We start from the raw sequence: 22,729 nt of genomic DNA on the forward strand, positions 1-22,729 counted from the left end.
ACTATAACGATATAGTTTTTTCCGCTATATGTAGTACCTCTGTGTAAGTCCTGTAAAATTTACCGCATACTTTGTTTTTTCTCTGCTTTCAAGTCTCGACTATTGGCAGCAGCTAATTCTGCATCCATTAAAGTTTTTCCTGTTGCTGCTAAATAAACGTCATCTAAACTTGGTCGCGCTTGAGCAATACCAAAAATGGGTAAACCTGCTGCTTGCAACGATTCTTGAATTGCGATTAAAGCATCACTCTGGGGTGTGACAACTAAGTTTAAGGAATTGCCCTGAGCAGCATTGATAATCACTTCTTGAACTATTGGTAGAGGTTCAAGTAATGTTTTTGCTGTTTCTGCTTCTTCAGTAGGAGAAAATTCTCTAATGCGCAGAGTTATGCGATCGCCTCCTACTCGATCTTTGAGTTCGGAAGGAGTGCCAGTTGCTATTACCATCCCTTTGTCAATAATAGCTACCCGGTCTGCTAAAGCGTCAACTTCTTCGAGATAATGACTGGTAATCAAAACTGTTGTACCTGAGTCTCGCAACTGACGCAAAAAATCCCAAACTACTACCCGACTATCAATGTCTAAACCAACTGTGGGTTCATCCAAAACTAAAACGTCTGGTTGATGTAGTAAACCTGCTGCTAGGTCGAGACGTTTACGGATACCACCAGAATAAGTACCTGTTTTTTTATCCGCCCAATCTTCTATACCTAGGAGACTAATCACTTTATTGATTCTTTCTTTGGCCAATTTGCCAGGGATATGATATATTGCTGCTTGGAGTTGCAGTAGTTCTCGGCCTGTTAATACCTTGTCTAAGGCCACTTCTTGGGCAACATAGCCAAGGCGTTGTCTGGCTATTCTCGGTTGGTCAGTTACCGAAACACCCGATACTTCTAAATGTCCAGCATCTGGTGTAATTAGAGTACATAGAGCGCGTAGGGTAGTTGTTTTGCCAGCGCCGTTAGGGCCAAGTAAACCAAATATTTCTCCAGGTTCTATCTTAAAGGAAACGTCCTTAACTGCTACAGATGAACCATAACTTTTTTGAAGGTTTTCTATTAAAACTGCTGGTGCCATAGTTATTAGTATATTCAGGGTTTTCCCTGAATATTGTAATTGTTTATTATTGATTTGACACTCAGCAGACTACAGAAATAGGTAAATTTTATTCAACAAGTTTTACCCATCCACGGCGAACATGGTAAAACAACCTGTTAATGATGGCATATTCATCATCATCTAGATAACCAGTGAATAATAGACGGCGAATCTGTTGGCGTTCATCACTGGTAATAACACTGGAGGACATCACTTCACTGAATACTTCATCAAGTACATTTTTGGCTGGTGATATATTAAGTAATCTCATATAAATTATTAACTAATGACTAAGTACAACTTCCATTTTTATTATTAGGGTTTTTGTAATTAGATAGGGTGATTTGAGTAATGATTAGTTAATGATTGTTCTCAATTTAGTTTCTAGTTAATATCATATCTTCGATGTGAGTATGTTTGTGTTTTTTGGTGATGTTTGTCACTGATATTCAATCTGCTGGTGAAACATCACATAAAATTAGCTGAGACAAAAGGCAGCAGCCAACAGATGAACTATAACTTTTTTGAAGGTTTTCTATTAAAACTGCTGATGCCATAGTTATTAGTATATTTAGGGTTTTCTGTGATAACTGAAATGGCACTTAGCAGAGTACAGAAGTAGGTCAATTTCATTCAACAAATTTTACCAATCCACGGCTAACACGATCGACCAACTTTTCCATTATGGCATATTCATCATCATCTAGATAACCAGTCAATAATACACGCCGAATCTTTTGGCGTTCATCGTTAGTAATAACACTGGAGGACATCACTTTACTAAATACTTCCTCAAGTAAACTTTTTGCTGGTGAAATATTGAGTGATTTCATATAAATTATTAACTAATGACTAAGTACAACTTCCATTTTTATTATTAGGGTTTTTGTAATTAGATAGGGTGATTTGAGTAATGATTAGTTAATGATTGTTCTCAATTTAGTTTCTAGTTAATATCATAAGTTCGATGTGAGTGTATTTGTGTTTGTTAGTGATGCTTGTCACTGGTCTTAAATCTGGTTGTGAAATACCACATATTTAAATTCCCAACCTTTCCAGAGTTACCAAACTATAAGCTACAAGTTTTCATACTAAGAGATTGAATGTATCAGGAAATATAAAAAGGAAATAGGGAACATTTAACTGGGAATAGGGAATAGGGAATAAGGAGGAAGAAATCAAGACAACTATTTGTCACTTAAAAATCTAGGAATATATGTACCTTTCTACCTCTGGTATCTACCAGATTTAAATCGCTTGAAGTATTACCGCTTTTAGATTTTAGTCACTATTTGCTCTCTTTGCTCTCTTAATACTTATTTGACAAACAGTTTCTAAATACAGAAATCAGCCTTCTTCTCACCATTACCATCCACCAACCCAATAAACTAACTCAATGACTATCAGCGCCGATGTTCTATCCTTTTTCGCATTTGCCTTGCTATTTTTTGCAGTTCTGGTGAAGTAAGTAGTTCCAAATAATTAAAAATATCTTTATTTTCACAATAAATCGCTTCACTTAAGGCAAATTATTCTGGGTCTATTGCTCTATAGAACCCCTAAGCGGATCTATTTAGAGATGGGGAGATGGGGGCCTAGATTCTACCTTTTTCCCCTATCCTATTTCTCTGACTCCTGACTCCTGACTCCTGACTCCTTTGCCAAAAACCCGCAGCTTTGCAGAGATACACTTAGGACTTCTATAGTTAACATATGCACCAGCTTCAACCAACAATTTTATTTTTACATTAATAATTAATAATTATTAATTAAATAATTCACCTTTTAAAGCCTCCCCTTTCAAGGGGAAAAAGCGGTCGATGGATGGCGAGGTTTCCTTGCTTGCCTCCAATCGACCAAGACAAGAAATAATATTTCCTTATATTCAATCAAACGGGGTTTTAACTAGAGGTAATTATCCATTATCCATTAATGAACATCTCCATATTTTATATAAAATAATTAATCAATTACTAACTAAAATTTACACTTTTATGATTAAATATTGGGCAATTAAATAGACTGATTCAAGTCATATAGCAATCCTAAATAGGTTGCGGGTAATTAAAAAGTAGATAAAAAAATCGAAAGTATCACCTGTTCCCTGTTCCCTGTTCCCTGTTCCCTAAAAGCGGTAAGATTTTTATACACAAATAAAATAGGATTGCTATAGTTAGTTAGTAATTGTTCTGAATTTAAAATGTGAATATTTTTTTGACAATTTACCTAACTTCAAGACAAGCTTCAATTGTTGCTAATACTGACTGAGATAAACTAGGTAAGTCATAACCCCCTTCTAAACCAAATAATATTTTGTGGGTTATTTGTAAACAATATTCTGTAAATAATCCATAGTCTTTTGGTTGTAGAGAAATACCTGCTAATGGATCGTCATGGTTCGCATCATAACCCGCACTAACAATCAATAAATCTGGTTGAAAGTTAGCTAAAAAGGGTATAACTTTTTGCTCGAAAGTTGCTTGATAAATAGCCATTGTACTACCTGGTGACATGGGTAAATTTAGTACGTTATTGTAAGAACCATGTTCGTCAGCAGACCCTGTTCCTGGATAACAGGGAGATTGATGGAGAGAACAATAGACTATATTTTCGTTAGTTTCTACAATTTCCTCGGTGCCATTACCATGATGCACATCCCAGTCGAGAATGGCAACTTTGTTAATATCTGGTTTTTCTAGGGCGTAATGAGCGGCGATCGCTGCATTGGAAAATAAACAAAATCCCATCCCCCGTCTACTTTCAGCATGATGTCCGGGGGGTCTTGCTAAGACAAAAGCAGGTTTTCCATTTCCCAAGACTAGATCGACTCCATCTAACCAAGCACTTACCGCTAACAATGCTACATCATAACTTTTAGGAGAAACTGGTGTATCCCCATCTAGATAACCGCCACCTTGATTAGCTATTTCTGCTACTGCTTGAATATGACTACGAGAATGAACTTTTTCTAGCAGTGTCATCAATGATGAATCGCGCTTTTCTACCGGAGTTGGTGACTGCCATTGGAGTTGGCCATTTTGAGTAGGAAAGGTTTTGAGAGTTTCTACAATAGCAGTTAAACGTTCTGGTCGCTCTGGGTGTAGCATACCAGTTTTGTGTTCGAGAAATTCATCGGAGTAAATAACAGAAACCATATTACAAATATAAATATTAGAGTTTGTCCAACTGACTCAAACTTTTAACTACAATTATACCAATATTTTAACTTTTCATTCAACTAGAAATATTTCTCTCTTTTCCATTTATTTGAGCAAATATTTAGACAAAATGTGCTATAATTTTAGATAGAAACAGCATGATTTTTTAATCAGACTAAAGTTAATTGGAGGAAATCCGATTTTTTTTGGTTTGTTGTTAATTAATTCTAAATTTAATGGAGTTTTTCATTATATGACTACTTCTGAGTCACGAATTGTACCAACCGATCTGCGGAACGAAATGTCCCAATCATACCTAGAATACGCCATGAGCGTAATCGTAGGTCGGGCGTTGCCAGATGCTAGAGATGGTCTGAAACCCGTCCATCGTCGCATACTTTATGCTATGCACGAATTAGGTTTAACTCCAGACCGTCCTTTCCGGAAGTGCGCTCGTGTGGTGGGAGAGGTACTGGGTAAATACCACCCCCACGGTGATACGGCAGTATACGATGCTTTGGTGCGAATGGCTCAAGATTTCTCAATGCGCTCGCCCCTGATACAAGGTCATGGTAATTTTGGTTCTGTAGACAATGACCCTCCTGCTGCGATGCGTTACACAGAATGTCGTCTGCAAGTGCTGACTAGCGATGCTATGCTCCGGGATATTGATGCAGATACAGTAGATTTTGCTGATAACTTTGATGGTTCTCAACAAGAACCGTTGGTACTCCCTTCTCGTGTTCCCCAACTATTTCTTAACGGTTCTTCTGGAATTGCAGTGGGGATGGCAACTAATATTCCTCCCCATAATTTGGGAGAATTAATTGATGGTTTGGTTGCACTAATTCATAACTCAGAAATAACTGAAAATGAATTAATGCACTATATTCCTGGACCTGATTTTCCTACAGGTGCTCAAATTCTAGGTAAATCTGGTATTCGGGATGCTTACACCCTCGGTCGTGGTTCCATCACAATGCGGGGGGTCGCTAATATAGAAACCATTGAACACCGTGGTCGTCCTGACAAGGAAGCTATTATTGTCACAGAATTGCCTTACCAAACCAATAAAGCAGCATTAATTGAAAAAATTGCCGAACTGGTTAATGACAAAAAAATTGAGGGTATTTCTGATATCCGGGATGAGAGCGATCGGACTGGAATGCGTATCGTTATCGAACTCAAACGAGATGCTTATCCGAGAGTTGTACTGAATAATCTCTACAAACAAACCCCCCTACAAGCAAATTTTGGAGCGAATATTTTAGGACTGGTAAATTCCGAACCCCAGTTACTAACCCTGAAAAAATACCTGGAAGTTTTCCTAGAATTTCGGGTAGAAACTATTACTAGGAGAACAGAATATGAACTGCGAAAAGCCGAAGAAAGAGACCATTTATTGCAAGGTTTACTAATTGCTTTAGATAACTTAGACGAAATTATTCAATTAATTCGCCATGCCGCTGATACTCCTGCTGCTAAACAAGAGTTAATGGAAAATTATGGTTTATCTGAAGTTCAATCCGATGCAATTTTACAAATGCAGTTAAGAAGATTAACAGCATTAGAAGCACAAAAAATTCAAAAAGAACATGAAGAATTACTATTAAAAATTGCTGACTTGCAAGATATATTAGCTAAACGGGAACGGATTTTAGAAATTATTGAAACGGAAGCTTTAGAAATTAAAGAACGTCATGCTACTCCTAGACGAACTGTCATTGAACTAGCAGAAGGAGAGCTAGATGATACAGACTTAATTGCCAATGAAAAAGCAATTATTCTGTTGACAGAACAAGGCTATATTAAACGGATGCCAATTAATTCTTTTGAGGCTCAAAGTCGAGCAACTCGTGGTAAATCTGGCACTAAAATGAAAGATGATGATGTAGTGGAACATTTTCTGAGTTGTTATGACCATGACAGTATTTTATTCTTTACTCAAAGAGGTGTAGTTTATTGTCTAAATGCTTATCAAATTCATATTGGTTCTCGCGTCGCGCGGGGTGTACCAATAGTGCAAATGTTACCTATTCCACGGGATGAAAAAGTTACTTCTATTGTACCTGTTTCCGAATTTACTGATGATGAATATTTAGTCATGCTGACTAAGGGTGGATATATCAAAAAAACAAGTTTATCCGCATTTTCTAATATTCGTTCCAATGGATTAATAGCTATTTCTCTGGCAGAAGGAGATAGTTTAAGATGGGTAAGGAGAGCTAGAGTTGACGATAGTGTAATTATTGGTTCTAGTTCTGGGATGGCAATTCACTTTAGAACTGATAATAAACAGTTGCGTCCTTTAGGTCGGAATACAAGAGGTGTAAAATCCATGAAATTAATGAAGGGTGATGAATTAATTAGCATGGATATTTTAACCAGTTCAATTATAGATAAAATTGCTGATATAGATGAAGAAAGTATAGAACTAGAAGAGGAAGAGTTAGAAATAGAAATTGAGGAAATAGAAGAGGTAGAATCTGATGAAATACCAGCGATTAATAATCCCGGCCCTTGGGTATTAGTTATTACGACAAATGGTTATGGAAAGCGGGTACCAGTTTCTCAATTTACTCTACAAAACAGAGGTGGTAAAGGTCGCATCGCTACTAAGTTTAAACAGAAGAAAAAGAAACAAGACCAAGTAGCTGCTTTGCGAGTAGTAAATGAGGCAGAAGAATTGATGATAATTACTGCAAAAGGAATTATTATTCGTCAAGCAATAGATGCTATTTCTATTCAATCTCGTAGTGCTACAGGGGTTAGGGTACAAAGACTGGATGATGCAGATGCTATAGCAGAAGTTGCTTTAGTTCCAGCAACTGAAACTGAAGAAACAATGGAAATAGAAGAAGAAGAAATAACAGAAGTAGAAGTAGTAGAAACAGAAGAAGATATAGAAAAATAAATATTTATTTGTAGTTGCGCTCTAGTGCTAGAAACATCACTCAGAACTCAAAAGTTAAATTCTTTCTGTGAGTAAGTGTGAGAGGAGTAAGAATGTCCTAAATTCCCTGGCGACTAATATACTAGCTTGACGTTACTCTTTTACCGGATATTATAAAAATCGAAGTAAAGGTTAGGATATTTCTAAATTCTCACGCCTCAGTTATAGGATTATTTTTGACTTTTGCCTCACAGGAGTGCGCATTCCCTCTATTGGTCGATTGGATATGGCGAGGTCACCTCGCCATCCCATCCTTCGGAATGCTCCGCAAACGACCGCTTGCTGTCTTACCCCGACGAGGGGTCGCACCGCTTTTAACTTTTCCCTTGCGCATAGCGCTATATGATATTAATTTATGGAATTTTATTCTTCCTTATTCTTAGTGCAAGAAACTAATATTCACAAGAGAAAAATATTAAGTGACGCAGAAATTTATCAACGCTTACAAGACTTACAACATTGGCAAATAAAAGATAATAAATTATCCTACACTCATCAATTTCAGAACTTTGTTGAAGCCATAAATTTTGTCAATTGTTTAGTCATACCAGCAGAAACAGCAAATCATCATCCAGATATTGCTATTTCCTACAATCAAGTTACGATAAATTTGACAACTCATGATGTAGGTGGGTTAACCCTTTTAGACTTCGAGTTAGCAACAACTATTTCTCAGTTAATCAAAACTTGGAAATCAGACAAACAATGTAAATTTTAAAAGAATGAAAAAGGAAGAATAAAGAAGGAAGAAGGTTAATTTAAAAAAAAGGCTTTTTAACTAATGAAAAGTATGAGCTAATCTGCTTTGATAGTAACTTTAAATTTTGCTCAATCTTTCAATTATATAGAATACGCGCTAGGGAATAGGGAATAGGGAACACTTAACTGGGAACAGGAGACTATCAAAGGATTTGAGGATTTATAAATGTCCTAACCTTAATGCGTAGGGCTATACTTCTTCTTTAAAAGACAATAAATTAATAGCTGAAAGCTAATAGCTGACGGCTGAATGCTTACAAATAAGGATAAAAATGCTCAAAAGTTTTTAAACACTGGATGCTGGATTAATTTTCGGATTATTCGTTTTAATTTTTATTTATATTTACCATAAAATTAGGTTTAAACCCTCCCTTTTAATACCATTTATCAAAAACTTTTCTACACTTTCTTGAGTAGAAGAGTAGGGGAATGGGTAGGAACGTTCCATGCAACGTCCCTACGGAGAAGTAAAAATAATAATAACTAAGATTAAATTGACTAAAATTAGCAAAAAAATTATTATATCTGTATTAATTAAATTACTTAATAGCTGAAGTTTCGCCTAAGTATAGCATTAATGCATGGTAATTAGTATAAATGGGATATAAAAATAAAAGTTAGTATTTCAAGCCTCCCTATTGCAAGAGGTACTGATAACTTATAACTTATAACTTATAACTGAAATGACCTACTTATTTATAACATTCATTAGTGGCATTTTAATGGGAATGACCACAGCGCCAATAGGTGCATGGTTTCTTGGATGGGTAGCTTTAGCTCCTCTCTGGATATTAGTAATTCAACAGAAAAAATCCTTGGATAAATTTTTATTAGGTTTAACTTGGGGAATAGGTTATCACGGTTTAGCCTTGTTTTGGATAACTGGAATTCATCCGATGACCTGGTTAGGAATTCCTTGGTTAGCTAGTCTGGCGATCGCTCTATTTTGTTGGATTTTTATTACTGTTTGGGGAGCAATTTTAGTTGCTATTTGGGCGTATTTATTTGGAATTTTAACTCCTGTATCTTTCTCGGATAAAATATCCTCATTTGCCAGAGTTTTATTAGGTATAACTTTATGGTGTTGTTTGGAGAAAATCTGGAGTTTAGGAAATCTTTGGTGGACGTCTCTAGCTTTTACTCAGAGCAACCAAAATTTAGTAATTTTACACCTTGGTCAATTATCCGGACCGATTACAATTACAGCAGCTATTGTTACAGTAAATGCTTTATTTGGGGAAGCTTTTATTAAAGCAAAATCACAGCAAAATCCAGAAAATTTTCAACAACAAAATAATTCAGAGCAACTAAACTTATTGGTTAAGTTTCCCTTCTCGCTTCTTCCTTCTTACTTCTTCCTTCTGCCAATAATAACTTTAATATTTTTCCACATCATAGGGTTTAGTCTATATAATACTCCTTTAAATCCAGAAGCAGAAGCAGCTTTAAAAGTCGGAATTATTCAAGGGAATATTCCCAATGAAATTAAGCTCAATTCCACAGGTTGGTATCGTGCTTTAGAAGGTTACACTGAAGGATATAAAAAATTAGCAGAGGAAAATGTTGATGCTGTATTAACTCCAGAAACAGCTTTACCTTTTTTGTGGACAAATCAAAATAATCGTAGATTTCTTTCTTTTTACCAAGCAATTTTAGAGAAAGGAGTAGTAGCTTGGGTAGGTGGCTATGGCAAACAAGAGAATAATCTGACAAATAGTTTATTTACTATTGACAAGACCGGAGAAATTTTCAGTCGTTATGACAAAATCAAATTAGTACCTTTAGGAGAATATATTCCCTTTAATGAACTGCTAGGAAAACTAATAGATAGACTCTCACCTTTAGATGCTCATTTAGTACCAGGAAAAACAAACCAAATATTTGATACACCCTTTGGCAAAGCTATAGTTGGAATTTGTTATGACTCAGCCTTTTCCGAAGTATTCCAAAGACAAACATTGGCAGGAGGAGAATTTATTTTAACTGCCGCTAATAATGCTCATTATAGTTCTACAATGCCAGCTCAACACCATGCTCAAGATGTAATGCGGGCAATAGAAAATGATAGATGGACAGTACGAGCAACAAATACAGGTTATTCTGGAATTGTAGACCCCCACGGTAGAACAATTTGGCGATCGGGAATTAATACTTATGAAACTTATACAACCACAATTTATCGACGAAAGACTCAGACTTTGTATGTAAAATGGGGTGATTGGTTAACACCAGTATTACTTATGGGAGGAGTATTAACAAAAATAATTTTATAGTCAAAAATTAAATAATATACAGGGCATTCAGTGGTTTATGAAGTACAGTAGTAATAGCTTTTTAAATAGTTTTTGAAGTATGGAATTAAGGTTTCATTCAAAATTCGCCAATCTACTATAATCACTGTACCAAACTGACATGGAATAGGCTGTGTTTCTGTCGAAAGTCAAAATTACAGTCGTTTTGATTGTGTGATTTATTGATTGGAAAATTACTACATAGCAATTCTGATAATGATGAGATACAAAATTTTAGGTTTAATACTTTATGTCTTATGCCAATTAAAAAAAATATTGCTAAATTAACTTTTTATAGTAAGTAGGGGAGATATTGGTTTAGCAATACAGAAAAATTCAATTTGAGAGTTTTCCCGACTGCCCCACTCTCTTTTTTAGGAAAAAAAATATCCCATTTAACTCCTCTGGCATTTTACCTCTTGTAGATATAGCTTTCTTAACTAGGAAATTTGGCGTTGCTGAAGTAAGGTATGAAATTCAACTTTTGGTAAATTTTAAGCCAAAACAAGAGTGCAAATTTTACCTATTTCTTCCTAATTTAGTCAGGAAAAAACACCTGTCTACCTAGTAACTCCTGAGAACTTACTCCTTTGAAATCATACATTTATTCAGCAACACCGGAAATGTATTTTGTAAGTAGGTAGGCATAAATAAACGTTATAGCGCTACTTGAATCGGGAATAGGGAACACTTAACTGGGAACAGTTTACTATCAAAAGGTTTCAGGATTTAGAAATGTTCTAACCTATTTGCGTAGTGCTATAAAACAAAAAATTTGAAAAAGAAGCCAGAAGCAAGTTATCAATAAGTTATCACCGTTTTAAATCTCCATTGCTATTTTACGAATAATTAAACCAACCTACTTACAACTACTTAATTTTGTTCCCTATACCTTGTTGACGACTGCTGGAATAAACCTCATAACTCACCAAAAAAAATGAACAAAAAATTTTTTATATTTATCTTTTTTCTAGTCAGCTTACTCATAGTAACCTGCACCAAGCAACCTTCTCAATTAGACCCTCAAAAAACACCTTTACCAGAAACAACTCCATTAACAATTTGGTGGACAAAAGGTTTTTATCCTGAAGAAGATGAAGCTATTAAACAAATAGTTGCTAACTGGGAGAAAAAAAGTGGTTATCCAGCTAAACTTCTTTTCTTCAACGATGATGAAAGTTTAAAAATAACTCTTATTAAGGCTGTAAGAGCAGGAAAACCTCCAGATATTGTTTATAATTACGGGTTAGAATTTGCTGTAAGTCCTCGCCTGGCATGGGAAGGCAAATTAGCAGATGTTTCCGATGTGATTGAACCTGTTAAATCTCTTTACAGTCAAACGGCTCTTACATCTGTTTACCTAAACAATAATGTAACTAAAAAACGCAGTTATTATGCAGTGCCAATTCAGCAACAAACTCTACATATTCATTATTGGCAAGATTTGCTCGAAAAAATTAATTTAAAAAAGTCAGATATACCTAATGAATGGGATAAGTTTTGGCAATTTTGGCAAAATGCTCAAAAGACAATTCGTCAAAAAGATAAATCAGAAATTTATGGCATTGGTTTAACTATGTCTGCTGCTTCTGAAGATAACTTTTATGAATTTGAACAAATTTTAGAAGTCTATGATGTTAATTTATTAGATGAAAATGGAAAACTACTAGTAGATAAACCCGAAGTTCGCCAAGGAATAATTACAGTCTTAAATTGGATTACTAATCTTTATAAAGATGGATATATACCCCCAGATTCGGTTCAATGGTCAGCAGTAGATAATAACGTTAATTTTCTGAATCAGAATTTGTTAATGGTAGTTAATCCTACCTTATCAATTCCTGCTTCGCAAAAACAAGATCCAGAAATTTATCAGAATCAAATTAAAACAATTGAATTTCCTTATGAACCGGATGGAGAACCACCAAAATACCTAGTATCTGTTAAACAAATACTTACTTTTAAATCATCCTCTAATTTGGAGCAAGCTAAGAATTTCTTATCCTTTTTTATTCGCCCAGAAAACATAGGCAAATATCTGAAACTTTCAGGAGGAAGATATTTCCCAGTAATGCCACAATTATTATCGGATGAATTTTGGCAAGACAAAACTGAGCCTCATATTTCTGTGGCAGTTAAACAATATGAAGAAGGTGCAACTCGACCGTTTAATTATGTAGTTAATCCTGCTTACTCTCAAGTATTATCAGAAAATGTTTGGGGCAAGGCAATTGAACGGGTAATTGTTGATGGATTATCAACAGAAGATGCTACTGATGAAGCAATTGCTAAAATAAAAGAAATATTTGCTCAATGGTAAACCATTCAATAATTAATAATTAACAATTAATAATTACTTCTTATTTTTAAGAAGAGGATTGATTAAAAATAAATTTTTTTATTCTTGAAAAGAGAGGCTTAATACCTTAATTTTTCGGTAAATAAGAAATAGTCAAGGTTCTATTCTGAGTTAGTAGGAGTATCCTACTTCTGTGGGTGAACAAGATTCTCACATTATTAAAACTTCAACTGATTAATATTATGTTTGGTTGAATACTTATAATACCAAGAAATAAATTTTTTTCTCCTTGAAAGGAGAGGCTTTAAACCTTAATTTTTCGGTAAATAAGAAATAGTCAAGGTTCTATTCTGATTATCTGAATATGATATAATATTAAACTATTTATTTTTAAATAGGAGCTTGATTACGAGGGTAAGGCAAAAGGTAAGAGTTATAGCACTTTCAAAAAATATTCCTACAAAGTATTGGGGTTTTAGGACTCAGGAGTTAAGAGATATGGATTTATATCATTTATTTTGCATGATACTAAAACAGACTCATAATTAACTAAATACAGTTTACTAAGTTTAAAAAATTATTTTTAGATCGATGACATAATTACATTTGTCATCTCATAGCAGGCAGCAAATATATTAACATTTTTGTACTTATTTTACTGTAACTATCTATGCATGAATTTGGTATGAAAAAGCAGAAGCATTAGAGATGATTTGAGTAAAGTACCTTTTGAGCAGCAAATTAGATATAAGTATACAGACCAATATAGCAATTTCCATCCTGGTGAGGTACAAAATTCCTTTGTTTTAGGGAACAGGGAACACTTAACTGGGAACAGGGAATAGGGAATAGGGAATAGAAAAGAAATAAAAATAGGTGTACCTCATTAGCCTGAGAAACGCTATAGCATAGATAAATATGACTGAATCGACCAAAAATTTTGATTGCTTAAAATTTGTCTAGCCTACGAAACTTATCTAAATAAACTTAGATCAAGAGCATAATTATGAGACGTAAATTATTTTAGTGAATTTGCCTATTTATACTCAGTTTAATATTAGTTATTTATAGTGTAAATCAGCCTCAAACTTCTATACAAGAACCTCCCTTAGAAACAGTTTTAACAATTTGTTGGAATCGGGGATACTACCCATAAGAAGATGAAGCTCTACAAAAAGTTGTGACTGACTGGCAACAAAAAAATAGCAATAAAGTTGAACTTTTATTTTTTAGTGAGGATGATATTTTAGAAGCAGCTATTTATGCTTTGGAGGCAGGTAAACCACCTGATATTTTTTTCTCTGAAAGAGCAGAATTTACTTTGATTCCTCAATGCGCATGGCAGGGTAAATTAGTAGATGTTTCAGATCTAATTGAACCTATAAAAAAATTATATAGTGATACTACTCTAAAGTCTGTTTATTTGTACAAAAATGTTGAGTCTAAATCTTCTAATTATGCTGTGCCAATAATGCAGCAGAGTATCCATATTCACTACTGGCTTGATTTAATTCGTCAGGCTGGTTTCGGAGAGGAAATACCGGAAAAATGGGATGATTTTTGGCAGTTTCGGCAAAAGGCACAAAAAGTTTTAGGTCAACAAGGCCAACATAATACTTATGGTTTAGGATTACCCATGTCTATTGATGCTAAGGCCGATGTTAAAACCAATCTCATCATAACATTGAAAGTCGCCCGCTTAAGGGCAAGGCTTTAAACCCAATTTTTCGGTAATTTAAATTGCCGATCGCCCTTGTCAGCTCAATTTTAAATCTTAGTTTACAATACTTCATAACATCAGTTACTATAGTTAAAGAAAGGTTAAGGTTTTCCTCACCTATCTCTAGAGCAGATAATTTTTCACCTTGAAAAGAGTTATAAAAAACTAAAAATCCTGATTAGGAGTTAAAATTTAACTATGACTGATAACTACTCCCCAGATACAGAGCAATATTCAGAAAATTACCCCGAAATAGATAAACCAGAAGAAGCTTGTGGTGTTTTCGGGATTTATGCCCCAGAAGAAGATGTAACTAAACTTACTTATTTTGGCTTATATGCTCTACAGCATCGAGGTCAAGAATCAGCCGGAATAGCTACTTTTCAAGGTGATAAGCTATATATACACAAAGGAATGGGGTTAGTATCTCAGGTCTTTAATGAGTCAATCTTACAACAGTTGCCTGGTAATATAGGGATTGGTCATACTCGTTATTCTACTACTGGTTCTAGTCGTATTATCAATGCTCAACCTACTGTTGTTGATACTCGCTTAGGGCCATTGGCTTTAGCTCATAATGGTAATCTTGTTAATACGACAGAATTAAGAGAAGAACTAATCAAGCGTAGTTGTAATTTTAACAGCACTACAGATTCAGAAATGATTGCATTAGCGATCGCCACAGAAGTTAAAATTGGTAAAAGCTGGCTAGAAGCTGCTATTAGTGCTTTTCATTTATGTCAGGGTGCTTTCAGTTTAACTATTGCTACTCCAGAAGGTTTAATGGGTGTCCGCGACCCTCATGGTGTACGACCTCTTGTGATTGGTACTTTAGAAGATATTAACCCGAAAAGGTATGTCTTGGCCTCGGAAACTTGTGCTTTAGATATTATTGGTGCAGAATATTTGCGGGATGTCGAACCTGGAGAGTTAGTTTGGATTACAGAAGAAGGTATGGCTTCTTTCCACTGGAATCAAAAACCCCAGAGGAAGCTATGTATTTTTGAAATGATTTATTTTGCCCGCCCCGATAGTATTATGGAAGGAAGTAGTTTATATAGCTACAGACTCAAAATTGGACGCCAGTTAGCAAAAGAATCTCTTGTAGACGCAGATATGGTCATAGGTGTTCCTGACTCTGGCATTCCAGCAGCGATCGGTTTTTCCCAAGAATCAGGTATTCCTTATGCGGAAGGATTAATTAAAAATCGTTATGTTGGTCGTACCTTTATTCAACCGACTCAGCACATGAGGGAATCAGGTATTCGGATGAAACTTAACGCTCTCAAAGATGTGTTGGAAGGGAAACGAGTAATTATGGTTGATGATTCTATTGTTCGGGGTAATACGAGTAAGAAAATTGTTAAAGCTTTACGAGATGCTGGTGCAACTGAGGTTCACATGAGAATTTCTTCCCCACCAGTGACTCATCCCTGTTTTTATGGAATTGACACAGATAACCAGAAACAATTAATAGGAGCAACAAAATCAGTGGCAGAAATTGCTGCACAAATAGGTGTTGACTCTCTAGCATATTTGAGTTGGGAAGGGATGTTGAAATCAACGGATGAAGACCCCAAGACGTTTTGTTCTGCTTGTTTTACTGGCGACTATCCTATTCCTTTACCAGAAACACTGAAGCGTTCAAAATTAATGCTGGAGAATCCAGTTCAAGTTTAGATTATATCATGTCTGGTTAATTAATAGACATGGGCGTGAAAATAAAAAAGCTTTTTATTTAACTGCAATTGACAGCAATAGAGTTGTAAAAGTTACCCATTAAATCATTTTTTGTACAAAAGTACGAAAAATATCTTGCAAGAGTGCTTCTTGCATGAGTACCTTCTGGGGCTTCTCCAGCGAAAAATCTATATTTTTTTCACGTCTCTGTCTATTTAACTAATTGTCCTGGAAACATCTTCTTCTCTCAGTCTCCCTTGTTTTCTCTATTTCCTATCCCTAATTATTTATAACTATTTAACCGGACATAAGCTAATACGCATTTTAAATGCGTATTAGCTTATCAGTAGTCAGAAGACGTGATAGGGGAGCCGTCTGATTGGCTAGGCATAAATGTAATTATTACAGAAGAATCTTATACCTCCGCATCAAGTTTTATAGATAACGATCCAATTCCTGTTTACAAGAAAGGTGAGAAAAATCAAGTCACCTTTTCAGGAAAAAGAATAAAGCGATGCAGCGCGGTCTTGGGGGTTTCCCCCATGAGCGACTGCATCAAGACAAAGAGGTTTGTATCATACCCCAACCATTGGATTAATCAATGCTGATGTTAACGGTTCTCTAAGTATTATGAAATATTATGAGAAAAGCAATCCCAAATGTCTTTGACTATGGGATAGAGAAGCCAGTGCGTTGGGCGACTGGCGTGGTGTTGTAGTTCACGAGCGTCAGAGTAACTCCTGCAATGCAGGAGGATATGTCATATCTGACTATATTTTTATGAACTATAACAACTATTACTTTGAAGAATACCCATCCGTAACGTTTGTTTGTCCCAAATATTTTTTGAGATAAGGTGAAAACACCTCATAAATTAATGTCAGCGGTTGCCCATGATGCCAAAATAGATAATGTCGTCCCCAAAATGGTCCTGACTCACTAAAAGCTAACTCTAATTCTCTAGAATGACCATAATAAATTCCTTGGACATCTCGATACAATTCTGTCCGCAAACGAGCCAAACTAGCCCAAATTGGCAAAGACCGATTTTGCAAATACTCATCTACATGACTTGCTTCCCACCAAGATGCAGCATAAGCTAACCTTTGCCCGGAAGATGTTTTTAGCCATACCTGTCGTCTTAGTCTGGGGCCAGGTACAGCATGAATCAAGTTAGGAGCATTATCGAGATTCATCCCAATAGGGGACATATCAATTACATCAACTTCTGTTGGTTCAGTTGTCAATAGCTGCAAGTGACGAGTTGGGGAGCCATCTCCCAGAAGTAATATTTGCCATGGGGGCGAAAGTTGGCAGTGGGGTAAACCTTGGCGAACAACTTCTTCTCCTCCTTGCCATAAGGGAGTTAAGGAATACCATCCTTTGGGCTGTGTTATCAGGTTTTTGGGTGAAATAGCAGTCAATGTTCTTCTTTACAAAACTTAACTTCTTATTTTAATCATAGCGTCCCTAATTAATTCTTTATTCTTTCTACTAGCACTATTTTAAGAAAAGTACATATCATATTTTAGAATATTTGTCAAAGCAATTAAATTCTAGCATTTATTAAGTACCTGGTCTTAACGAAGACAGAAGTCAGAAGTCAGAAGTTGTATTTGTCACGGGGATTCTGAGCAACTCTCTAAAAACATTTCGTCATATAGGTGGGGTTGGGCGACCCAATTATTTTGATAAATAAAGTTAATTTTGAACAGAAGAAGTCAGGTAGGAGAGCTGACCGTTAAGGGAAGTATCAGCGATGTGTTGGCGACTTACTTTCAGAATGTTTTAGGGAAATTTACTTGCTGTAGTTATTTAGCATTAATTTTGGCTACCTACTTCAAAGATTCTATTACTCTCTCAAAGATTAAGTATGATGTGGCGCTACCCATTAAGATTAGGACATTTTTTCTATTCCCTATTCCCTTTGAGCCTAAATTTATTGTCCTAACCAATTAACTTAGTGTTATACAAGATAAATAGAGAAGGTAATCTTAGGCAAGAAACACAATGAATAAAAAACAGGAATCACCCTTGTGGAAATCAATAACTAACAAAGCATCAGAAGTCAGAGAAAATCTCGGCAAAGAAGTATCTAAAGCAAGTAAATCAATCAGCGAGCAAGCCTCAGAAGTAGCTAAAAAGAAAGCGTCAGAAATGGAAGAAGTTATCAGTAATAAAGCATCGGATGTTAGTAAATATTTCCGAGAAACTGCCCAAAAATCTACTTTAAAAAAACAGCAAACTAATTCAGAAGTATGGCAAGAAACAGAAAATAATTTAGAACAAGAAGAAATATATCATATCTTTGTTGGTTATCAGACTGCTAATCAAGGAGGTACTCAGAAAGTTACTATTAAATCAGGTAAAAGCTATAATGTGAGAATTCGCCCCAATAGTATCGAAGGCTCGACTTTACGACTACAAAAATGTGGTTTACAAGGTAATGATACTTTCCTAGTTTTACATACTTTTTATAATCCCGAATTAAACCTAGACCGCCGGATAAATAGTTTAGTAATTCGTGCATCAATTTATGAAAGAAGTAAAACTAGATGTTTAGAAGCTTATAACAGAATTAATTCTGGTTTATATACTTATGATTTACCAGCACTCAATTTATTAGATTTTATTGTAAAATCATCAAATATAGATTCACTGATTGGTTTACGCTACATAATTGCCAGTGAAAATTCTCGGTGGGTTGGCATTAATAAAGGTTTGGAACAAGTTTTAGATTCTGGCAATTTAATGGAAGTTGAAAAGCATAATTTGAAAGGAATTTATCTATATATTAAATCTGGAGAACCTCTACCTAATTTCGATAAATTTAGACAGTTAGATAGTATTATTTTAAATTCAACTATTGCCCGAGAGCTAAAAGATAAATATTTATTAGCAAGTGCAACTTCAATGGCGCTAAGAATAGATATGTTAATCGTAAATTTGATTTATAGTAGCCCAGAAATAGATAATAGTAAGCATCGTAAATATTTATCTGTTTATCAACAACTTAGGGAAGGTGCAACAGTAGATAATGGGATTATACAAAATTTAGACACTGTAATTTTTCAAGATAAAATTCCCAGGATTTGTAAAATTGTATATCAGCTTTTAAGAGATAGATATTTTGAATCAGATTTGAAAGTAAATCAAAATGATTTTCACACAGTTTTTCACAAATTGAAGAAAGCAGAAAAGTTTGTCAAACAGGCGGAAAATTCCGAAAAAATTACAAATAGGTTTGGTAATATTGCTATTCAAAAAGGTATGTTAATTGAGGGAGTAGATGATGCTGTAGTTAGTGGTGGTGTTGGGGTATTAGCAGGAGTCAAAGTATTGAAAGGTGGAGAAGCTTTAATGGGAGCAGTCGGTTTAGTAGCGATCGCCTCGACTTTAGAAATGAGTACACAGGAGAAAATTAAATTAGGAATTACTGAGGAAGGTAATTTTTCTGGAGAGGTTGCTTATAGTGGAATTATGAATGCTATTAATCAAGTTAGTTGGGTTATTGGTGATGGAGGAGAAAGAAAGTTAGAGCAGGAACTTGATATTTTTAAGAGGTTTAAGGGGAATCAAAATAGAAAGCAAATTTTGCAAGAGTTGGAAACTAAGTTGTATAGTTAAAATCCATAATATTTTATTGATTAAATTATCCAATCTGAAAAAGTAATTGCTTTCGACGTCTGCTGAAAGTTTCCATTGAGAAGTTTTGTACTCTACAGAACGAGTATGTTTTTTGAACTTAGGAAGACTTTTTTTACCTTTAATCCTTTTCTGGCAATTATCATAAAATTTTGGATGAACTGAGAAGTATGAATAGCTTCATCTATTGCTTTGTATTGCTCTGGTTTAGCTTTAGCTTTAAATTCATAAATTATCATTTGGCTCGACCTAACATATTTATCTTTATACTTTAAACTATGGCATAAAATCTTCAAATAGATAACATCGAGTTATCTATTTTAATCTTGGGGAGTTTATGTCTCCTCGGCGTTTAACGCGCGGGTTTTTATAACTCCCCAAACCCGACATTGGATAATACTATCAATAATTCAGAATTATTTTTTTATAATATGGGGTTTAGTAACCAAACCCCGACAGTTTAGTTTGATAAATATGATGATTCAACTTACACCCTATAACCGTAATGTTTCGCTTCTATTTTATTTATACTTCGACTATTATATTCTGAGAATACTGAACTAATTGAATTAATATGTCAGAACCGAGAAAGCCACTACATCCTGTTATTTCTTATAACCATATACTATCTGAACTTTCTGTTAATCGTGAAGATCCATGTGAAGTTATTCGGGAATTAATTTCTAATTCTTATGATGCTAAAGCTTCTCAAATTCAAATATACCCACTTTTACAAGAAAAAGGATTTATATTTTTTGATGATGGTACTGGTTTAAGTGAAACAAAAGAAACTAATGGTATTACTCCTTATCGTGCGTTTTTCTCAATTGGAAGAACTACAAAAGTTCCAGGAGACTCTATTGGTTATAAATGTCAAGGTTCTAAACTTTGTTTTGCATCTAAAAAAATTACTATTATTACTAGATGTTCAGGTGAAACTTCGTGGCGATACATATCAATAGATAACCCCCAAAAAAATATTAATGAGGAGTTTGATATTTCTTCCCACTTTGATGAGCAACCTTGGGATGTTTTAACTGAACTTTTCCCCAGACCACAAACTAAAACAAAAAATATACTTAACCAATTAAATCAATATTTTTTCACTAATCATTTTAATCATCAAGGAACAATGATTATTATTGAGGGATTAGACGTTCAAGATTTTTCAGATTTTTATTCCTCAGATGACTATGGAAGAAAACAATGGTCATATTTAAAACATTATATTCGCTTTAATACAAGACATGGCGATATGAGAATACTTAGACCTGATGATACAGGTTTTCCCAAAAGGAGAGAAGTTTCATTTAGAGAAACTATTGGATACAATGATCGATGCAAACTGTTTCTATGGTCTAAAACTAAAAAGGATAAATATACATTAGAAAATATTAAACCAGGATATCCTTATTTACCACAACCAGATGCAACTGAAGCAAAAAAGATTAAAAGTCCTGCTCAAGTATCAAGTCTTGATCATGGTAATTTTTCAGCTCGTTATTGTTCTACTTTTTCATATGAGGAAACAATTTATTGTATAGTTTTAGCAATAGATGGAAAGACAAGAACCCGTAATCAATATCAAGAATTAGGCAGACAAGGCGATAGCAGGTCTGGAATTAAATTATCCTCTCAAAGGGGAACTTTTATTTCATCTGAAGGTGTCAAAATTTGTTCTTACAATAAAATTTTTGAGCATGAATCATTAAAAGAATATTCTATATTTGCAGATACTAAAGTTCAATATAATTATATTTTGATCATCAATGGTAGTTTTGACATGGTAACCAATAGAAATTCTTTAACTGATGACTCTCGGCGAATTTTAAAAAACGATTCATTCCTGAAACATATTAAAAAGTTTTTAGATGAAGCAAAAAGACAAGTTCCTGTTTTTCGTGAATTGATTGAAAGATTAAACAAGGAAAATCAAGAAGCAAAATTAGAGGCGTATACTGAAAGATTAGACAAACTTAAAAAAGATATTAAAAATAGAACAAGATTTAAAGTTAACAACATAGAACAATTAAAAGATAAATGGATTGTACGACCAGAAAGAGGAGAAGAACATTGGGTTGGAGCTTTATATACAATGTTTTCTCATTTGGTTACTGTTGATTTACCTTATGCAGAATTATGGGTACGCCCAAGAACTTTTTGTGGTGTTGGTCTTGATAGCATAGCAGTTCCCTTAGAAGAAAATAGTTTAAAAGATACAGTTCATCAAGGACTAGAATATAAATACACTTTTTCCCCTTCCCCAACTGATGAATATAACCATCCTTTTATTGAGACTAATTTTATAGTTTGTTGGGATATGGATATCCCAGAAGAGGGGGAACAAATTAAGGATGCTTATGACTATTTTGGATATGTATCTTTAACAGAAAAATTAAATGATATTGGTTATGAAATTGTTGATATTCAAAGGCAAACGGGTGAAGACCCTCATCCTCGAAACATTAAAGTAATTAGCTTAAAGAAATTACTAGATAAAACTTTTGATTGTACATGGATTACTCCACCAAAATAAATATTTGACAATCTTATGAAATTGTTGATATTCAAAGGCAAACGGGTGAAGACCCTCATCCTCGAAACATTAAAGTAATTAGTTTAAAGAAATTACTAGATAAGACTTTTGATTGTACATGGATTACTCCACCAAAATAAATATTTGATAATCTGTACAGCTATAGTTTTTTTGTGTAGGGGAGTTGTTAGTATTTGCTAGAGAGTAGACCTGCTTAAGGTTACTCTTCTGGAGTCGTAGGGATTAATATAATTTCTATGCAATTTTTAGCTGGGAAGATTGTGTTATAATTCGGCTATTAAAAATATGTAGGTAAATAAGTCAACCTCAACAAAACACCTCCGAGTATTTTGCCTTGTTGAACATTAAATAAACTATAACGCTATAGTTTTTCCACCAAATATTTTGTAATTATTTTACCAAAAAATAAGGTCTCAAGCCTCTGGCTTCAGGCAGAGGTACTGAATAAATAGTAATCATTTATCAAAATATGATTTAGTAAATTACTATTTTGACCAGAAAATAAGGTCAATATATTTTGTAATTATTTTACCAAAAAATAAGGTCTCAAGCCTCTGGCTTCAGGCA

13 protein-coding genes are annotated in these 22,729 nt (G+C 34.5%); 8 read left to right on the forward strand and 5 right to left on the reverse strand.

The genetic code is table 11. The features are described from left to right. Window positions 1-59 precede the first annotated feature (59 nt). The 4 genes from ACP6PM_RS18220 to ACP6PM_RS18235 all read right to left on the reverse strand — a co-directional run bounded on the left by ACP6PM_RS18220 (window position 60) and on the right by ACP6PM_RS18235 (window position 4,255). Window positions 60-1,079 (reverse strand): ABC transporter ATP-binding protein, encoded by a 1,020-nt coding sequence (locus ACP6PM_RS18220; RefSeq protein WP_426587058.1) that lies wholly within the window; start codon window positions 1,077-1,079, stop codon window positions 60-62. An 88-nt stretch (window positions 1,080-1,167) separates the two neighbouring features. After that, a complete protein-coding gene (locus tag ACP6PM_RS18225; protein ID WP_426587060.1) occupies window positions 1,168-1,371 on the reverse strand; it encodes a hypothetical protein in 204 nt (67 codons plus the stop codon). Window positions 1,372-1,729: 358 nt separating this feature from the next. After that, on the reverse strand, window positions 1,730-1,933 hold the full coding sequence (locus ACP6PM_RS18230; protein ID WP_426587062.1) for a hypothetical protein: 204 nt from the start codon (window positions 1,931-1,933) through the stop codon (window positions 1,730-1,732). Window positions 1,934-3,322: 1,389 nt separating this feature from the next. After that, window positions 3,323-4,255 carry a histone deacetylase family protein gene (locus ACP6PM_RS18235; protein ID WP_426587064.1) on the reverse strand — a complete coding sequence of 311 codons (933 nt, stop codon included), beginning with the start codon at window positions 4,253-4,255 and terminating at the stop codon, window positions 3,323-3,325. A 256-nt stretch (window positions 4,256-4,511) separates the two neighbouring features. On the opposite strand from ACP6PM_RS18235, the gene gyrA reads away from it, so the two are divergent. The 6 genes from gyrA (at window position 4,512) to purF (ending at window position 15,960) form a co-directional block, all read left to right on the forward strand. Beyond that, window positions 4,512-7,172 (forward strand): DNA topoisomerase (ATP-hydrolyzing) subunit A, encoded by a 2,661-nt coding sequence (gene gyrA / locus ACP6PM_RS18240; protein ID WP_426587066.1) that lies wholly within the window; start codon window positions 4,512-4,514, stop codon window positions 7,170-7,172. Between the two features lie 394 nt (window positions 7,173-7,566). Then, complete coding sequence (locus tag ACP6PM_RS18245; RefSeq protein ID WP_426587068.1) at window positions 7,567-7,929, forward strand: 4a-hydroxytetrahydrobiopterin dehydratase; 363 nt, start codon at window positions 7,567-7,569, stop codon at window positions 7,927-7,929. Between the two features lie 724 nt (window positions 7,930-8,653). Then, window positions 8,654-10,243 carry an apolipoprotein N-acyltransferase gene (gene lnt / locus ACP6PM_RS18250; RefSeq protein ID WP_426587069.1) on the forward strand — a complete coding sequence of 530 codons (1,590 nt, stop codon included), beginning with the start codon at window positions 8,654-8,656 and terminating at the stop codon, window positions 10,241-10,243. Window positions 10,244-11,198: 955 nt separating this feature from the next. Continuing rightward, window positions 11,199-12,581: an ABC transporter substrate-binding protein gene (locus tag ACP6PM_RS18255; protein WP_426587071.1), complete on the forward strand. Its 1,383-nt coding sequence runs from the start codon at window positions 11,199-11,201 to the stop codon at window positions 12,579-12,581. Between the two features lie 1,159 nt (window positions 12,582-13,740). Further along, complete coding sequence (locus ACP6PM_RS18260; RefSeq protein ID WP_426587073.1) at window positions 13,741-14,277, forward strand: extracellular solute-binding protein; 537 nt, start codon at window positions 13,741-13,743, stop codon at window positions 14,275-14,277. A gap of 201 nt (window positions 14,278-14,478) precedes the next feature. Then, window positions 14,479-15,960, forward strand: coding sequence for an amidophosphoribosyltransferase (gene purF, locus ACP6PM_RS18265; RefSeq protein WP_426587075.1), 1,482 nt, complete (start codon window positions 14,479-14,481; stop codon window positions 15,958-15,960). Window positions 15,961-16,757: 797 nt separating this feature from the next. Here the strand turns inward: purF and ACP6PM_RS18270 are convergent. Then, window positions 16,758-17,384, reverse strand: coding sequence for a chorismate lyase (locus ACP6PM_RS18270; RefSeq protein WP_426587077.1), 627 nt, complete (start codon window positions 17,382-17,384; stop codon window positions 16,758-16,760). Between the two features lie 586 nt (window positions 17,385-17,970). Between ACP6PM_RS18270 and ACP6PM_RS18275 the strand changes: the two genes are divergently transcribed. Together ACP6PM_RS18275 and ACP6PM_RS18280 are read left to right on the forward strand one after the other, a co-directional pair. Next, the gene (locus ACP6PM_RS18275) at window positions 17,971-19,587 is read left to right on the forward strand and encodes a hypothetical protein (RefSeq protein ID WP_426587079.1); all 1,617 of its coding nucleotides are present in this window, start codon (window positions 17,971-17,973) and stop codon (window positions 19,585-19,587) included. A 592-nt stretch (window positions 19,588-20,179) separates the two neighbouring features. Beyond that, a complete protein-coding gene (locus tag ACP6PM_RS18280) occupies window positions 20,180-22,141 on the forward strand; it encodes an ATP-binding protein (protein ID WP_426587082.1) in 1,962 nt (653 codons plus the stop codon). Window positions 22,142-22,729 lie beyond the last annotated feature (588 nt).

Source organism: Dapis brunnea BLCC-M229 (assembly GCF_050015995.1).
GTDB lineage: Bacteria > Cyanobacteriota > Cyanobacteriia > Cyanobacteriales > Microcoleaceae > Trichodesmium.